The sequence below is a fragment of the Arthrobacter sp. P1_C12_2 genome (assembly GCF_056406415.1).
Map to the genome: position 1 here is coordinate 52428 of NZ_JBFUAF010000012.1, position 16439 is coordinate 68866.

The 16439-nt window shown below is 66.2% G+C and carries 15 protein-coding genes; 9 read left to right on the forward strand and 6 right to left on the reverse strand.

Going from position 1 to position 16439, the window contains the following annotated elements; genetic code table 11:
- The first annotated feature begins 29 nt into the window (after positions 1–29).
- Together leuC and leuD are read left to right on the forward strand one after the other, a co-directional pair.
- Complete coding sequence (gene leuC / locus AC1DZQ_RS13900; protein ID WP_476964080.1) at positions 30–1484, forward strand: 3-isopropylmalate dehydratase large subunit; 1455 nt, start codon at positions 30–32, stop codon at positions 1482–1484.
- A gap of 80 nt (positions 1485–1564) precedes the next feature.
- On the forward strand, positions 1565–2167 hold the full coding sequence (gene leuD, locus AC1DZQ_RS13905; RefSeq protein ID WP_476964081.1) for a 3-isopropylmalate dehydratase small subunit: 603 nt from the start codon (positions 1565–1567) through the stop codon (positions 2165–2167).
- Positions 2168–2387: 220 nt separating this feature from the next.
- On the opposite strand, the gene AC1DZQ_RS13910 is transcribed toward leuD, so the two are convergent.
- Complete coding sequence (locus AC1DZQ_RS13910) at positions 2388–4016, reverse strand: HNH endonuclease (RefSeq protein WP_476964082.1); 1629 nt, start codon at positions 4014–4016, stop codon at positions 2388–2390.
- A gap of 169 nt (positions 4017–4185) precedes the next feature.
- Here AC1DZQ_RS13910 and AC1DZQ_RS13915 point away from each other — a divergent pair, with 169 nt between their 5' ends.
- Positions 4186–4695: a helix-turn-helix domain-containing protein gene (locus AC1DZQ_RS13915; RefSeq protein ID WP_476964083.1), complete on the forward strand. Its 510-nt coding sequence runs from the start codon at positions 4186–4188 to the stop codon at positions 4693–4695.
- Positions 4696–5096: 401 nt separating this feature from the next.
- Here AC1DZQ_RS13915 and AC1DZQ_RS13920 read toward each other — a convergent pair whose 3' ends face one another.
- From AC1DZQ_RS13920 to AC1DZQ_RS13935, 4 genes are read right to left on the reverse strand one after another with little or no spacing between them, the layout of a single operon-like run.
- The gene (locus tag AC1DZQ_RS13920; protein ID WP_476964084.1) at positions 5097–5918 is read right to left on the reverse strand and encodes an SDR family oxidoreductase; all 822 of its coding nucleotides are present in this window, start codon (positions 5916–5918) and stop codon (positions 5097–5099) included.
- 44 nt (positions 5919–5962) lie between these two features.
- Positions 5963–6358 carry a nuclear transport factor 2 family protein gene (locus AC1DZQ_RS13925; protein WP_476964085.1) on the reverse strand — a complete coding sequence of 132 codons (396 nt, stop codon included), beginning with the start codon at positions 6356–6358 and terminating at the stop codon, positions 5963–5965.
- A gap of 20 nt (positions 6359–6378) precedes the next feature.
- Positions 6379–7356, reverse strand: coding sequence for an aldo/keto reductase (locus tag AC1DZQ_RS13930; protein WP_476964086.1), 978 nt, complete (start codon positions 7354–7356; stop codon positions 6379–6381).
- A gap of 38 nt (positions 7357–7394) precedes the next feature.
- Positions 7395–8891, reverse strand: coding sequence for an MFS transporter (locus AC1DZQ_RS13935; RefSeq protein WP_476964087.1), 1497 nt, complete (start codon positions 8889–8891; stop codon positions 7395–7397).
- A 165-nt stretch (positions 8892–9056) separates the two neighbouring features.
- On the opposite strand from AC1DZQ_RS13935, the gene AC1DZQ_RS13940 reads away from it, so the two are divergent.
- The 5 genes from AC1DZQ_RS13940 to AC1DZQ_RS13960 all read left to right on the forward strand — a co-directional run bounded on the left by AC1DZQ_RS13940 (position 9057) and on the right by AC1DZQ_RS13960 (position 14981).
- On the forward strand, positions 9057–9953 hold the full coding sequence (locus AC1DZQ_RS13940) for a helix-turn-helix transcriptional regulator (RefSeq protein WP_476964088.1): 897 nt from the start codon (positions 9057–9059) through the stop codon (positions 9951–9953).
- Positions 9954–10686: 733 nt separating this feature from the next.
- Positions 10687–12012 (forward strand): UDP-N-acetylglucosamine 1-carboxyvinyltransferase, encoded by a 1326-nt coding sequence (murA, locus tag AC1DZQ_RS13945; RefSeq protein WP_028278332.1) that lies wholly within the window; start codon positions 10687–10689, stop codon positions 12010–12012.
- A 10-nt stretch (positions 12013–12022) separates the two neighbouring features.
- A complete protein-coding gene (locus AC1DZQ_RS13950; RefSeq protein WP_476964089.1) occupies positions 12023–12769 on the forward strand; it encodes a lysophospholipid acyltransferase family protein in 747 nt (248 codons plus the stop codon).
- The gene (locus AC1DZQ_RS13955) at positions 12766–13833 is read left to right on the forward strand and encodes an NAD(P)H-dependent glycerol-3-phosphate dehydrogenase (protein ID WP_476964090.1); all 1068 of its coding nucleotides are present in this window, start codon (positions 12766–12768) and stop codon (positions 13831–13833) included. The genes AC1DZQ_RS13950 and AC1DZQ_RS13955 overlap by 4 nt, the downstream gene beginning before the upstream one ends.
- Before the next feature lie 17 nt (positions 13834–13850).
- On the forward strand, positions 13851–14981 hold the full coding sequence (locus AC1DZQ_RS13960; RefSeq protein WP_476964091.1) for a D-alanine--D-alanine ligase family protein: 1131 nt from the start codon (positions 13851–13853) through the stop codon (positions 14979–14981).
- Between the two features lie 33 nt (positions 14982–15014).
- On the opposite strand, the gene AC1DZQ_RS13965 is transcribed toward AC1DZQ_RS13960, so the two are convergent.
- Positions 15015–15515, reverse strand: a complete 501-nt coding sequence (locus tag AC1DZQ_RS13965; protein WP_476964092.1) for a DUF3515 family protein — start codon at positions 15513–15515, stop codon at positions 15015–15017.
- A 571-nt stretch (positions 15516–16086) separates the two neighbouring features.
- On the opposite strand from AC1DZQ_RS13965, the gene AC1DZQ_RS13970 reads away from it, so the two are divergent.
- Positions 16087–16413 (forward strand): hypothetical protein, encoded by a 327-nt coding sequence (locus tag AC1DZQ_RS13970; protein WP_476964093.1) that lies wholly within the window; start codon positions 16087–16089, stop codon positions 16411–16413.
- Positions 16414–16439: the final 26 nt, after the last annotated feature.

Below are 16439 nucleotides of genomic sequence, written 5' to 3' on the forward strand. Positions count from 1 at the left end.
AATACTTACCGCAGTGAAGGGAGCAGGCCGTGGCAAAGACACTGGCCGAGAAAGTCTGGGACGCGCACGTAGTGCGCAAGGGGGACGGCGAAGGAGCCAACGCCCAGCCGGACCTCCTCTTCATCGACCTCCATCTGGTGCACGAGGTGACGTCGCCGCAGGCGTTTGAAGGCCTGCGCCTCGCCGGCCGGAAGTTGCGCCGGCCGGACCTCACCATCGCCACCGAGGACCACAACACTCCCACGCTGGATATCGACAAGCCAATTGCCGATCTCACCAGCCGCACCCAGATCCAGACCCTGCGCAACAACTGCCAGGAGTTCGGCGTCCGCCTGCACTCCCTCGGCGATGCCGAGCAGGGAATTGTGCACGTGGTGGGCCCCCAACTGGGCCTCACGCAACCCGGCATGACCGTAGTCTGCGGCGACTCGCACACCTCAACCCACGGCGCCTTTGGAGCCCTCGCCATGGGCATCGGCACGTCCGAGGTGGAGCACGTCATGGCCACCCAGACGCTGTCCCTAAAGCCGTTCAAGACCATGGCCATCAACGTTGAGGGCACGCTGCGCCCCGGCGTGACCGCCAAGGACATCATCCTGGCCGTCATCGCCAAGATCGGCACCGGCGGCGGGCAGGGCTACGTGCTGGAGTACCGCGGCTCCGCCATCCGTGCGCTGTCCATGGAAGCCCGGATGACCATCTGCAACATGTCCATCGAGGCCGGTGCCCGCGCCGGGCTGGTGGCTCCGGACCAGACCACGTACGACTACATGTACGGCCGCCCGCATGCGCCCGAGGGCGCCGACTGGGATGCCGCCGTCGAATACTGGAACACGCTGAGCACCGACGACGGCGCGTCGTTCGACGTCGAGGTGGACCTCGACGCCAACACCCTGGAACCGTTCGTGACGTGGGGAACCAACCCGGGCCAGGGCGTGTCGCTGTCCGCGAAGGTGCCCTCGCCGGACGACTTCGGCGATGAGAACGCCAAGGCCGCCGCCGAACGCGCCCTGCAGTACATGGGGCTCGAGGCCGGCACCCCGATGAAGGACATCCGGGTGGACACGGTGTTCCTGGGCTCCTGTACGAATTCCCGGATGGAGGACCTCCGCGCCGCCGCCGACATCATCCGGGGCCGGACCAAAGACCCGGCCGTGCGCATGCTGGTGGTGCCCGGTTCCGCCAGAGTCCGGCTCGAGGCTGAAGCCGAGGGCCTGGACAAGGTATTCAAGGACTTCGGGGCCGAGTGGCGCTTTGCCGGCTGCTCCATGTGCCTGGGCATGAACCCGGACCAACTGGAGGTGGGGGAGCGCTGCGCCTCCACATCCAACCGCAACTTTGAGGGGCGCCAGGGCAAGGGCGGCCGCACCCACCTCGTCTCGCCGGTAGTCGCTGCGGCGACGGCGATCCGCGGCACGCTGAGCTCGCCGTCGGATCTGGACCCCGCACCGGAGTCCGCGGCGGTCCGCGTCGACGCCGCCTAGCCTGCGCCGCGTAGACCCCGTCCAGATCTGAAGCCTCGATTCACTACAGCCTCGATCCATACAGTCCCGAAGGATCCGCCATGGAAAAGTTCACCACCCACACCGGAATCGGTGTCCCGCTGCGCCAGAGCAACGTCGACACGGACCAGATCATCCCCGCCGTGTACCTCAAGCGCATCACGCGCACCGGCTTTGAGGACGCGCTCTTCGCCGCGTGGCGCAAAGACCCGTCCTTCATCCTGAACCAGGCGCCGTTCAGCGCCGGGTCCGTTCTGGTGGCCGGCCCCGACTTCGGCACGGGCTCGTCCCGCGAGCACGCCGTCTGGGCGCTGAAGGACTTCGGCTTCAAGACGGTTCTGTCCTCCCGCTTTGCCGACATCTTCCGGGGCAACTCAGGCAAGCAGGGCCTGCTCGCCGCCGAAGTCGCCCAGGATGACATCGAGCTCATCTGGAAAGAACTCGAAAACGCCCCCGGCACCGAGGTGACGGTGGACCTCGTGTCCAAGACCGTGCAGTGCGGCAACATTGTGGCGCCGTTCGAGATTGACGACTACACACGGTGGCGCCTCCTCGAAGGCCTGGACGATATTGGCCTGACCCTCAAGCACGAATCCGATATCACCGCATACGAGGCCACCCGGCCCTCCTTCAAGCCCAAGACGCTGCCCGCCCGGTTGTCCTAAAGCTCCAGACCGGGGATACCAGGCCTGAGGCTCCAGGGCTAGGCTCCAGGGCCGAGGCTGCAGAGCCGAGGCTCCTGGGCCGCCCGCGGGGGCCTGGCGATCCGCCTGGCAATGACGTGCCGCCGTCGAGTTGAAAGACTCGGCGGCGGCGCTCGTCTTTGGCGGGACTGGCGTTCGTAGCCCTCGCGGCCTGCCACTTCAACATCATGCTGTACGCGACCTATGCCACCGCAACGGAGAGCCGTTTGCCCGCTTTAGGGCCTTCGCCCGGCCGGAGTAAGCGCCGGTATCGGGATTCGAGGAGATCCGTTCCGCGCGGCAGCGGGTCCAGCAGGCTGGCCCCGGAAAGCGAATTCCCCGCAGTCGGATTGGCAGAACGAGCGCCGGCTGCAAAGGGCGTCCCCGGCAGGGGTGGTGCGGTGGAGTGGTAGGTGTGGCCGGTGGGGGTGGTGAGTTCGATGGTGTGGCGGCTGTCCCTAGATGCTGCGGATACTGGGCGGGCGCTCCAGCCGGGGGTTTCCTTGGTGTGGTTGCAGGCTTGGCAGAGTCCGGCGCCGTTGTCCGTGGTGGTCGGGCCGCCGGTGTGGTGGGGGATGATGTGGTCCAGGTGGCGGATCGGCGCGTCACAGTACGGGGTGCGGCAGGTGTCGTCGCGGGCTTGGATATACCGGCGGTGCCCGGGCGGGAAGAGCCGGGCGCGGGAGTCCATGCCGATGAGCTCGCCGGTGCGCGGGTGGGTGTAGAGCCGGCGGAGCCAGAGCCGGAACGCGGTGTCATCGGCACCGCCCGCCGCGTCACCGGGCATCGGGGGACTGCCGGATCCCGGGGGACCGCCGGCTATGCCTCCGGGTTCAGGGGGCCCGGCTGATTCGCCGGGTTCCTGTGGACCACGTTGTCCGGGCGAACCGTCGCCGAAAGTGCTGTCTGTAGCTTTCGTGCCGGTGATGATGCTGCGGGCCCAGCCGGCGGGGACGGTGCCGTAGCCGGGGAGCCGGGCCGGTTCGGCGTCTGCCTGGAAGAGGGTGCGGTCGGTGATGACGAGCTGGATCTCGACCCCGCTGATCCCGCCGGGGGTGCCGGTGGCGCGTTCGACCAGCGTGTCGGCCATCAGCTGCCCTCGGCCCCGCGGGTCCCCGCTGTTCCGGAGGGTCTCGGCGTGCCGGGTCAGGGCGGTGTACACGGCGACACCGGCGGCCACGGGCAGCAGGGCGGTSAGGTGGCACATGGTGTCCGGGGCCGGGCGGAGGCTGACGTGCCGCTCGGTGGCGGCGTGCGCGGCACGGTCGGTCACGGTGCGCGGGTCRCGCCGGTACGCTGCGGTCCGTGCCGCGGCGACCAGGCGCCGGTCGCCCACCCCGGACAGGGTTCCGGTATCGGCGGCGAGTTCCGCGTCGACGGCGGCCCGGTCGGCGGTGGCCAGGCAGGCGGTTTCGCGGACCAGCAGGGTGGCGCGCCATTCGTTGAGCTGCCCGGTCTGCAGGGCGGCGAGGGTGTGCGGCATCTCGGTCACGAGGGCCTTGGCCAGGCCCAGGAGCCGGCCGCCCTTGGCGGGGGACTCGCGCCGGGCCAGGGCGATCTGCGCGCCGATCCCGGCGCCACGCTGGTCCGCGGGGCCCCCGGCGGCGGCCTGGTCGCGGCGGTGGGACAGATCCAGTGCGACGGCGTGCCGGGCCTGCCGGGCTGCCATGGCGGACTTCAGGTCCTCCAGGTCCCTGATCTCATCGATCAGTGCCGCGGCACTGTCCGGGGCCGGGAGGAAGGCCAGGACCCGCACCAGTTCGGCGACCGTCTCCGCAGTTGCCGGTGCCGGGTCTGCCGGCACCGTCCCGGGCCCCTGATTGCCGTCCATGGATCAAGTCTCCCAAGGGGGTCTGACATTAATAGGGGACAGCGCGGTTTCTCATCAACGTCGCAACACCTGACTGAAAAGGGTGCTGTTTATGGGACGTTCGGCGCGTCGTTTGCGAAAAATGGGGCCCGCGGGCCTGGTGGATAAGCGGCCCGGATATGTTCAGCTCATGAAAGACGGGCTTTCGAACTTAGCGGCATGCAGGATCCTCGGTATCCGCCGGAACACAGGGAGCCGTTGGTTGAACGGCCGCAATGGTGTGGCCGGGTTGCGTCAACAGGGCCTGGATCCGCGGCGGCGGCTTCCTGTCCCGGTCGCTAGTGGGTTCAGCCGTTATCTGTCTGAAGATGAGCGGGTGTTCATCGCGGACCGTTTGTTGGCACGATCAAGCGTTCGGTCCATTGCCCGGGAGCTGGGGCGGTCCCCGTCAACGATCAGCCGGGAGCTGGCCCGCAACCGCCCGGACACGAGGCGCTATCATCCGTTTCGTGCTCAGAAGATGGCCCAAAGCAGACGCCCAAGAACTCGGCTCTCCAAGTTGGCCGGCGAGCCGCCCAACTACGAGCCGCCCAACTACATGAGCGATGCACTCAAGATCGGCGACCTCGTGCCATACCCGCCACCCGAGGGTGATCGAAACACTACGACAGCTGCGAAATCACCCACAACAACACCGTAAGGAGGGTGATCTCATCATGGGAAAAGCGGGCTTCGAACGAGAACGCCAACGGCTTGGTCCGCCAATATTTCCGGAAGGGAGCTGACCTAAGCGCTGTGGAACAAGCTGAAGTCCATTTCGCCGCTGATGAAATCAATGGTCGGGTGCGGGCCGTCCTCGGGTGGGACAGCGCAACCGTCCGGTTTGCTTCCCTCCAATCGCTGGCTGCGCTTTCAGGCCACGGTGGTTTCCGCTGCCACCGAAGACACGGGTCCGCTGCCCACAACCGGGGACAATCCTCATGGGTTATCCACCGCTACGGCTATTAGGGAACTACCCCAATGGTCCCCCATTCCAGCCGTGGATATCCCGAATTGACTCCCAGCTGTGGACAGCTGGAGCGTTGGCCTCGGAGTCAGATCCTAGAGCTGTCCGGCCCGCATGGCTGCGATGACCCCGCCATCCATGAGGAGGTCCGAGCCGGTGATGAAGGCGCCTTCGGGACCGAGGAGGAACGCCGCAGTGGTAGCCACTTCGGCTGGGGTGCCCATGCGCCCGGCGGCTGAGGTCCGAATCATGGTGCGGTAGCCTTCGGCGAACGGCCCGGACATCTCGTCCTGGGCGAGCGGGGTCGAGATGATGCCGGGGCTCAGGGAGTTGATGCGTGCCCCGCGTTCACCCCAGGTGGTGGCTGCCGCCTGGACGCGCAGGGCGTTGCCGCGCTTGGCGAGGGTGTAGGCGGCGCCGGAGTCACCTACTTTCTCGGCGGCGAGGAAGGGCAGGTTCAGAAGTTCTGCCGTCGGACTGTAGGCCAGTGCGTGTTCGACCTCCCGGGGGTAGCCGTCGCCCATGTGGCCGGCCATGCTGGAGATGACGATGCCCGAGCCGCCTGCGGCGATGACCCGCCCGAATTCTTCGAGGACGTAGGCGGTGCCAAGAAGGTCAACGTTCAGCACGCGTTCGGTGGTTGCTTGGACCGGGGAAACCCCGGCGGCGAGTACGACGCGGGTGACGTCTCCCAGCGATGCGGCGGCGTCGGCCAGGGCGGTAACGGCGTCGTGGTTGGAGATGTCGATCGGGTGGGTGGTGACCTCGTAGCCTTCGCCGCGGAGCTGATCGGCGACGGTGTTCATGGTTTCGTCGCTGTAGTCAGCGAGCAGGACCTTTCGGCCGATGCCGGCGGCGCGGCCGATAGCTACTCCGATGCTGCCTGAGCCGATGATGACTGCTACTTCTGCTGCCATGGTGGTTCCTCTTTACTTTCGTTTAGTTTTTGGGGCTGTTGTTGTTAGAAGGTTCGTGCCCGGGAGTGGCTGGCTTTCCACACACCGTCGGCGCGGATGTAAGTCGTGGTGGACTCCAGCGGCCAGGTCCCCCGGGAGCCGTAGATGGTGGCGTCGATCAGGGTCCTTGTGACGGCGACGGCTGAGTCGTTGTCGATGGTGACGGTGGCGGAGAGCTCTTGGACGTCGTGGTAGCGCATCTGCCCGGACCGGATTTGGGCCAGCCATTCGGCTTTGGTCTGTTCATACCCGGTGATGTGCACGGCCACGAAGTCGGGGCTGAGCAACTCATTGAGCTCCTTGGTGCGTTGTTCCACCAGCAAACGGTTCCGTTTCCGCTCTGCGGTACGAATGTCGGCTTCGCCGGCATTCGGGCTTGGCGCCGCATCTGAAAATGGCATGGTGATCCTTTCCGGACTCCTCAGTAGTAGGTCGGCAGCCGGGTCGCGTAGTGCTCTTCGAGAGCCGTCACTTCGTCGTCTGTGAGGTCGATGTCGAGTGCGCCGGCGGCGTCGGTGAGGTGGTGTTCCTTGGTCGCGCCGACGAGCGGTGCGCTGACAACGGGGTTTTTCAGCACCCAGGCCAGTGAGACCTGGGCCATGGAGACGCCGCGTGTCTCTGCGATTTTCTGGACGGCGTCAACGATGTCCTTGTCGCTGTCGAGGTAGAGGGGGCGGCCGTTGAAGTCGGTATCCGGGTTGGTGGCGGACCGGTTGGTTCCTTGCTCACCCCAGGGCCGTGCGACGCGGCCGGCTGCCAGGGGGCTCCAGGGGATGCTGCCGACGCCCTGGTGGGAGAGGAGCCCGAACATCTCGCGTTCCTCTTCGCGCATGATGAGGCTGTACTGGTCCTGCATGGACACGAAGCGCGTCCACCCATGCAGCTCGGCGGCGTGCTGCATCGCGGCAAACTGCCACGCCCACATGGAGGAGGCGCCGAGGTAGCGGACTTTGCCGGCCTTCACGAGGTCGTGCAGGGCTTCCATGGTTTCCTCGATCGGTGTTTCGGGATCGAAACGGTGGATCTGGTAGAGGTCGATGTAGTCGGTGCCGAGTCGGGCCAGCGATGCGTCGACCTGCTCCATGATGGCTTTGCGGGACAGGCCCTGGCCGCCGGGGCCGTCGTGCATTTTGGAGAACAGTTTGGTGGCGAGCACGATGTCCTCGCGGCGGCTGTATTCGGTGATGGCGTGGCCGACGATCTCCTCGCTGCTGCCGTGCCCGTAGATGTTCGCGGTGTCCCAGAACGTGATCCCAAGATCCAGGGCCTGCCTGAACAGGGGTTCCGCCGCCTTCTGGTCGAGGGCCCAGGGCATCCGGGAGGTGTCGCCGAAGCTCATGCAACCCAGCGCAATGCGGCTCACTTTCAGGCCCGACGTGCCCAATCGTGTGTATTCCATCGAAGTGACTCCCTTAGTTTCCGTGTTAGCTGAAGTATTTAGTGTGTGAGTGCGGGTGCGGCCGGTGTGGCTGTGGTGTCCGGGGCTGAGCCTGTCCGGCCGCCGGAGCGGATGAGAACGAAGGAAGTTACCGCGGCAAGAACCATGGCTCCGGCCGCCCACGAGAACGCGGACACATACCCGTGAACGGCGGCCTGATCGGTTGCGCTCTCTCCGGCCTGGTTCGAGGCCGCCCAGGCCGTGGTCGCGGCGGCTGCGATGGTGCTCATGAGGGCCGTGCCGACGGCCCCGCCGATCTGCTGGGAGGTGTTCACCATGGCCGAGGCGACCCCGGTGTCCTGGGGCTCGACACCTGCCGTGGCGAGCACCATGGAGCACATGAACGCGGTTCCCAGGCCCAGGCCCATGACCACGCTGGCGGGGAACACCACGGGCCAGTAGGCGTTGTCGACGGTGAGCCTGGTCAGCCAGAACATGCCGGCAGCGCCTACCAGGTAGCCGGCACCCATGAGCCAGCGGGCCGGGAGCCTGCCGGTGAGCCGGGTCCCGAGCTGGGTGGAGCCCAAAATCAGACAGGCCACGAGGGGAAGGAACGCGACGCCGGTCAGAAGCGGCGAAAAGCCGAGGACGACCTGCATGTAGTAGGTCAGGAAGAGGAACTGGGTGAAGTTCGCGGCCATGGCCAGTGCCGCGCTGAGGTAAGCACCTCCCCGGTTCCGGTGCAGGATCACGCGCATTGGCAGCAACGGGGCCGCGGCGCGGGTCTCAACGAAGACGAACTCGGCCAGCAGCACGACGGCGGCAACGAATGACGCGACGGTGAGGCCGGCGCCCCACCCGTCGGTCTCGGCCCGGTTGAGTCCGAAGACCAGAGCTGCCAGACCGGCAGAGGCGAGCAGGGTGCCCGCGACATCGAGCCGTTCGCGGGGACGCTCGTCGCGGACTTCGCGGATGTATGCGAGGGCGCCGAGGACGGCGACCGCGCCGAAGACGGTGTTGACGAGCAGGGTCCAGCGCCAGGTCGCGAACTCGGTGAGCACGCCCCCGAGCAGCAAGCCGATCGCGCCACCTGCTCCTGCAATGGCGCTGAACACACCGAATGCGGTGGCCCGCTCCCTGCCGCTGGGGAAGGTCACTGAGAGCAGCGACATCGCGGCCGGCGCGAGGAGGGCGGCGAACATGCCCTGCAGGACGCGGGCGGCCAGAAACATCCCGATATTTGGGGCGATGCCGCCGAGGACGGAGGCCAGGCTGAAGCCCACGAGTCCCACGATGAAGGCGCGCCGGCGGCCCCACTGGTCCGAGACCCGACCTCCGAGAAGGAGCAGGGCCCCGAAAGCGAGGCTGTAGGCGGTGATCACCCATTGGCGGTCGGCGTCGCTGAACGCAAGATCGGCCTGGGCCTGTGGGAGGGCGATGTTCATGATGGAGGCGTCGAAGATCACCATCAGCTGGGCGATCGAGATGAACACCAGGGCTATCCAGCGGCGTCTCCACGTGGGGTCCGCTGCCTTCACGGCAGATAAGTCAGTCATTCAGGGTTCTCCAAAGAAGTCTTGGTGGCGGGGAGGGATTAGAAAGCGCTTTTGCGTCCCTCCGTTATCCAGTCAACCGCCACGCCCGAACCCGAGGTAGTGGCTGGTGTTCCATGTAATAGCAGTACCTCCCACGAGCCATTTGTTCGCGCGTACCGTGGAAAGGTGAGCAACAACAGTGAAGTGAGCGAATTCCTAAAGTCGCGCCGTGCCCGGATCACCCCTGAAATGGCAGGGCTGCCCGTGTACGGGGGCCTGCGCCGGGTGGCCGGTCTCCGCCGCGAGGAACTCGCAGCAGTGTCCGGGATGAGCATTGATTACTACAACCGGCTCGAGCGCGGAAACCTCACCGGCGTCTCCGACAGCATCCTCGAAGCCCTGGCGCGGGCCCTCAAACTCGACGACGCCGAACGCACCTACCTCTTCGACCTCGCCCGCGCAGCAAACCTCAAGCGGCCCCGGCAGCGCCGCCGCGTGCCGCAGAAGCTCAGCCCGGGCGTCCAACACCTACTTGACGGCATGACCGGCATCCCGGCCTTTGTTCAAAACGGGCGACTCGATGTCCTCGGCATGAACGACCTCGCCCGTGCGCTCTACCACCCCAACGGCGACGAGCTGGCGCCGCCCCAGAATTTCGCACGTTTCGTCTTCCTTGACACAGGTTCCCGGGATCAGTTGCCCGAGTGGGAATCAATGGCTCAGGACGTCGTGGCCATCCTCCGGCAGGAAGCCGCCCGCGATCCCCACAACCGAGACCTCTCAGACCTCATCGGAGAGCTCTCCACCAAGAGCGAGGACTTCCGGACCATGTGGGCCGCCCAGAACGTCCGGCTCCACCACACCGGGGTGAAACCCTTCCACCACCCCGTCGTCGGGGACTTCGAACTGACCTTCCAGGCCATGCAACTCCCGGGCGATGAAGGCCTGACCCTGATCGCCTACAGCGCCAAACCGGGCACTCCGGGCCACGACGCGCTCAACCTTCTCGCCACCTGGGCTGCCACAGTCCGCAGCGAAACACGGCTCAAGACGAACGACACACCGGCCCACCGTCACGCCTAACGAGCACTCCCGGCAGCAATGCCGTTCCGGTTTCCTCCCGACGCCCTGCTGATCATCAGTCTGGTTGCTAACGTCGAAATCTGATCTGTTGCGACGATCGATAGAAACCGCCCAGCCAGAGGAGGCCGGGATGCCGTGAGGACACCAGGATGGTCTGGTCCGCGTGACAGACGTTTAGCGGAAACCTTCGGCTACCGGCCGCGAGGGTGACCATGACGGAACTTGTCATACCCGAGGCGGCGATGGCGACGGCGTCGTGACAAGCGAAAGCATTGCGAAGACCGCCAGACAAAGTTTCATGACGGCATTTCTAGATTTCAAGTTGGTGATCACCGATGGCCTAAAGGCTGCAGCCCGTTGCCCGCAGTGAATGGATCCGCGAGCGGCGGATCTCGTGAATGTAGCGGGCGCAACCCTCAACGGCGGCCCGGAACGCAGCGCCCATGCTCCCACCACGCCGGGACCATGACAGCATGCAGTCACGACGGCGGCAGGCAAGCGTTCTGGCTGCGTACGACGGCGCCCGACGACGCAATGACCATGACCCGCCGTCGCGCGGCACGTTCTACACACGTACGCTACCCACGACGTCCGCGTCGCCGTATCCGTGCAGGCGGAGCCACTGTGAGGCCAATGGAACCGCTCTGTATTTCAGATCGGTAACGGATGCTCCTATGCTTAGCTGGAGCGTTTGTAAGGATTTGGGGGCGAGTAGTCGTGAGGAAACCGGTATATGAGTAGTGTTCTGACAATCCGCGGAGGCGTCCCGCTAACTGGCCGCGTCACCGTTCGCGGGGCCAAGAATCTTGTCCCCAAGGCCATGGTTGCTGCCCTTTTGGGCAACGAGCCATCGGTGTTGCGCAACGTGCCTGAAATTAAGGACGTTGAGGTTGTCACGAGCCTGCTTCAGCTCCACGGCGTCAGGGTGGACAAGGATCCCGTGACCGGCGATCTGACGCTTGACCCGAAGGGCGCCAAGACCGCGTCCAGCACGGCTATCGACGCCCACGCCGGCGATTCGCGCATCCCGATCCTGCTGTGCGGGCCACTGATCCACGCGATCGGCGAGGCCTTCATCCCGGACCTGGGTGGCTGCAAGATCGGCGACCGTCCGATCGACTACCACCTGAACGTCCTGCGCCAGTTCGGCGCCGTCGTGGAAAAGCGCCCCGGCGGCATCCACATCTCCGCGCCCAACGGGCTCAAGGGCGCCAAGATTGCGCTGCCCTACCCGTCCGTGGGCGCCACCGAGCAGGTCCTGCTGAGCGCCACGCGCGCCGAAGGCATCACCGAGCTCTCCGGGGCGGCCACCGAGCCGGAAATCGTGGACCTCATCGCGGTGCTGCAGAAGATGGGCGCCATCATCAGCGTCCAGACGGACCGCACCATCCGCATCGAAGGGGTCCGGGACCTTGGCGGCTACAACCACCGCGCCCTCTCGGACCGCAATGAGTCCGCGTCCTGGGCTTCCGCCGCTTTGGTCACCCGCGGCGACATCTTTGTCGAAGGCGCCACCCAGCGCGACATGATGACTTTCCTGAACACGTACCGCAAGGTCGGCGGCGGCATGGACATCGGCGACGACGGCATCCGCTTCTACCACCGCGGCGGCAAGCTCAACCCGCTGGTCCTCGAAACGGACGTGCACCCCGGCTTCATGACGGACTGGCAGCAGCCGCTCATCGTCGCACTGACCCAGGCCGAGGGCGTCTCGATCGTCCACGAGACCGTATATGAAAACCGGTTCGGCTTCACGGATGCACTGATCCGCATGGGCGCCAATATCCAGGTCCACCGCGAGTGCCTCGGCAGCGTGCCGTGCCGCTTCGGCCAGCGCAACTTCCTGCATTCCGCCGTCATCTCCGGGCCGGCGCAGCTCAAGGGCACCGACATCGACGTCCCGGACCTGCGTGGCGGTTTCAGCCACCTCATTGCGGCCCTGGCCGCCACCGGCACCTCCCGCGTCACGGGAATCGACATCATCAACCGCGGCTACGAGCGCTTCACCGAGAAGCTCGCGGGCCTCGGCGCCGATTTCGATATCACCTCGGCCAAGTAGCGGGGGACCTGTGAAGGAATCGGCCAAGAGCCACGTCACGTTTGTGACAGTCGCCGGCATCATCCGGCCCGTGATGAACCTCCTCATGGGAAAGAAGTGGGAAGGCCTCGACAAGCTCCCCGCCGGGGGCTTTATCGCCGCGCCCAACCACTGCACGGAGATCGACCCGCTGGTGGTGGGGCACATGCTCTACAACCAGAAACGGATGCCGCATTTCCTCGCCAAGGCCGGCCTCTTCAAGGTGCCGGTGCTGGGCGCTGTCCTGCGGTCCACCAAGCAGATCCCGGTGGAGCGCTCGACGACGGGGGCGAATCGTTCGCTGCAGCTCGCCAAGGAGATCGTGAACGAGGGCGGGGCAATCATCATCTACCCCGAGGGAACCCTGACCCGGGACCCGGCACTCTGGCCGATGAAGGGGCACACCGGTGCCGCGCGCATGGCGCTGGAGAGCGGCATTCCCGTGGTGCCCATTGCCCACTGGGGTGCCCAGGAGGTCTTCCCACGGTATGCGAAGCGTTTCTACATCTTCCCCCGCAAGACCTCCCGCCTGGTGGTCGGGGATCCCGTGGACCTGAGCGCCTTTGCAGGCCGCCCGCTGGACAAGGCGACGCTCGGCGCAGCCACCAATGTCATCATGGACGCCATCACCGGCCTCCTGGCAGGACTGCGCGGAGAGCAGCCGCCCCCGCAGCGGTGGGACCCGGCGGCGCACAACCAGTCCACCCACGGCCGTATTGACCCGGACGTCACAGCATGACGGCGGATTTTACGACGTCGACCAGCCGCGGATCCGGATCCGCCACCACCGTGGCCGTTCTCGGGGCAGGTTCCTGGGGCACCACCTTCGCCAAGGTTGTTGCCGACGCCGCCACGGCCTCCGGGGTTGAACGAGACATCCGCCTCTGGGGCCGGCGCCCCGAAGTCGTGGACCAGATCAATACCCTGCACCGCAATGAGCAGTACCTGGACGGCATCACACTGCCGTCCAGCATCACAGCGTCGAAGGACGTTTCCGAGGTCCTGGCGGGCGCGGAGCTGGTCATTGTGGCCGTGCCGGCACAAACCCTGCGGCCGCAACTGCGGGCCTGGAAGGAACATCTGGCGCCTGGCGCCGTCGTGGTGTCCCTTATGAAGGGCCTCGAGCTTCACACCGATGCCCGCATGAGCGAGGTCATCTGCGCGGAGCTGGACCTGCCCGCCAACCGGGTCGCCGTCGTTTCCGGCCCCAACCTGGCCATGGAGATCGCGCGGGAGGAGCCAACAGCATCGGTGGTGGCCTGCACGGACCCGGTCACGGCAGGCTGGATCGCCCGCAGCTGCACCGCCCCCTACTTCCGCCCGTACACCACGGACGATGTGATCGGTGTCGAAATCGGCGGAATCGTCAAGAACGTGATCGCCCTGGCCGTGGGAATCTGCGAAGGCAAGAAGATGGGGGACAACACCAAGGCCTCCGTCATCACCCGCGGCTTGGCCGAGACCTCCCGGCTGACACTCGCCCTGGGCGGCGAAGCCCGGACCATGTCGGGGCTCGCCGGACTGGGTGATCTCGTGGCGACGTGCTCCTCCCCGCTGTCCCGAAACCACACGGCCGGCAGATTGCTCGGCAAAGGGCTGACCCTCGAGCAGGTCACCGCCGAAATGAAGCAAACGGCCGAAGGCATCAAGTCCAGCCAGGCGGTGCACGAACTTGCCGGAAAGCTCGGCGTCGATATGCCCATCACGGCTGCCGTCGTCGCAGTGCTGGCCGGAAAATTGTCCGTAGATGAACTGGGTCCGCTGCTGCTGTCCCGGGACCTGAAACCTGAAGGCGATTACTGAGAGTGTCTGAGAACAACATGAGCACTGAAGTCCGTACGGGCCACCCCAAGCCCCGCGTGGCGGTGCTGTTCGGCGGCCGCTCCAGCGAGCACGCCGTGAGCTGCGTGACAGCCGCCGGCGTCCTGGGCGCCATCGACAAGGACAAGTACGACGTCATCCCGATCGGGATCGCCAAGACCGGCCAGTGGGTTTTGGCCTCCGGCGAGACCAACGAGTGGTCGCTGTCCGCCTCGTCGCTGCCCGAGGTGGCGCCCTCGGCGCAGACCGTGGCCCTGGCCGAAATCGGCGGCGAGCACCAACTGATCGTCGCGTCCCCGAACACCGTCCCGGAGGAGCTCGGCGCCGTCGACGTCGTCTTCCCGCTGCTGCACGGGCCCTTCGGCGAAGACGGAACCATCCAGGGCCTCCTGGAACTGTCCGACACCCGCTACGTGGGCGCCGGCGTGCTCGCGTCCGCGGTCGGCATGGACAAGCACTTCATGAAGGTGGTCTTTGAATCGGCCGGGCTCCATGTGGGACCGTACATCGCCGTGACCGACCGGCAATGGCGCAACGATCCCGAGACCGTCCGCAAGCGCGTGGACCAGCTCGGCTTCCCGGTCTTCGTGAAGCCGGCCCGCGCAGGGTCTTCCATGGGCATCTCGAAGGTGGACTCCCTCGACGGCCTGGACGCCGCAATAGAGATCGCCCGCGAGCACGACCCCAAGCTGGTCATCGAGGCCGGCATCACGGGCCGCGAGATCGAATGCGCCGTGCTGGAGGGCCGGGGGACCGATGCTCCCCGGACGTCGATGCCGGGCGAGATCTCCGTCGCGGGCGGCGGCCATGAGTTCTATGACTTCAACGCCAAATATGTGGACGACGCCGCGGCCCTCAGCTGCCCGGCCGACCTCCCGGAGGAAGCGATCACCCGCGTCCGGGAACTCGCCGCCGTCGCCTTCGACGCCGTCGGCGGTGAGGGACTGAGCCGGGTTGACTTCTTCTACACCCCTGATGGCGAACTGATCATCAACGAGATCAACACGATGCCCGGGTTTACGCCCAAGAGCATGTACCCGCAGATGTGGAAGGCCTCAGGCCTGGACTACGCCGACCTGATTGACGAGCTGATCCACCTGGCGCTGCACCGCAAGACCGGCCTGCGCTAGGACCGGGCGGGCGCGGACGCGCCTTGCCCGGGCCTACTTGCTAGTGGGCAGGTTCTGCAGGTCCTCTTGGCCCACGCACTTCCGGGTTGCCGGGATCTTCAGCGCGGCGGCGGAGAGGTCCGCCAGTACGGTGGCCGAACTGATCTTGTCCGGATCCATCAAGATCTCCGTGGCCGGTTCGCGGCCGAACGTGGTCAGTGTCCACACGGGGTTGCCTTCTTTGATGACCCAGTCGACGTCGTTGACGCTGACGCAGCGGTCCGTCGTGGGACCGGGAACGTTGACGCCGCAGCGCAGGATCACCAGGGACGGATCGCCCCAGGCCGCCGTGGCCTGGGCATTGGTCTTCCGCAGCTTGGCATCGCCGATTGCGTCCGGCAGGGCCAGCATCATCGGTGCGCAGGCCGCGTTCGCGGCATCCTTGGCGGGCGTGACGTCGACCACCGGGGAACACGACGTCAGGGCCAGGCCGGCCGCGGCGGCCACCAGAGTCAGGGAAAGGCGCGCGGAAACACGGCGGCTAAATCGGAGCATTCATCCAGCGTAACCCTGTCCGCGTGGCGCTATGCCCACACTTTCGGGAGTGCGGGTAGCATCACATTGAACAGCCTGACTCTTACCTTCGAGTAGACTGGGACCTCGTGCATCAGTGGGGCTCTGCCGACAATGACGTTAGTGTTGGCCGCATAACGCACACCTGATTCAATCTCGCACTGTGGGGGAGGGACTGTCGATGACGTCGTGCAGCCGAAAAAAGTCTATACGGGCGGGGCTGGGAGCTTTGCTCCTCGCCGCCTCTGTCGTGGGCACGGCGACAGCCGCCAACGCCGCGGAATCCGCTCCGCGCCCCCTCATCCGATTCCTGACCACTGCTCCGGATCCTTCGCCGGGCGATGGTTCCGGTGGTCCTCTGCAGCCAGCGGATCCCGCTCCCGAGCCGGCACCACCCGCTCCTGAGCCGGCACCCGCTCCGGAACCTGTTCCTGATCCGATCCCTCCGGTTCTAGCACCGGCTCCTGCCCCCGCACCGGCTCCTGCCCCCGCACCGGCTCCTGCGCCGGCCCCGGCGCCAGTGCCCGCTCCTGCGCCAGTGCCCGCTCCTGCGGTGGTAATTCCAGCTCCTGTTCCGGTGGCCCCGCCCGTCGTGGCACCCGTCCCGGCCCCCGTCGTCAAGGAAACCCCCTCGGAAACCCCGACCCCAACACCTACGCCCACACCGGCGCAGTCTACGGCTCCCGCTGTCATCGCGACGCCCACTCAGCCGCCCGTCATGGTGAAGTCCGAAGTCCAGGCCGCCGTAGCCGTTGCTACCGGCAGCCCCCTGGCCGTCCAAGCCATCACCGTGCTGGTCCTGCTGGGCCTCGGCTTTGTCTACTTCAGGTTCATCGGTTCCAAAAAAGTCACCGGCGTTCCGCGCACCAGTAAGTCCTGACACTCATGCAGGATGAAGCCCCGGTG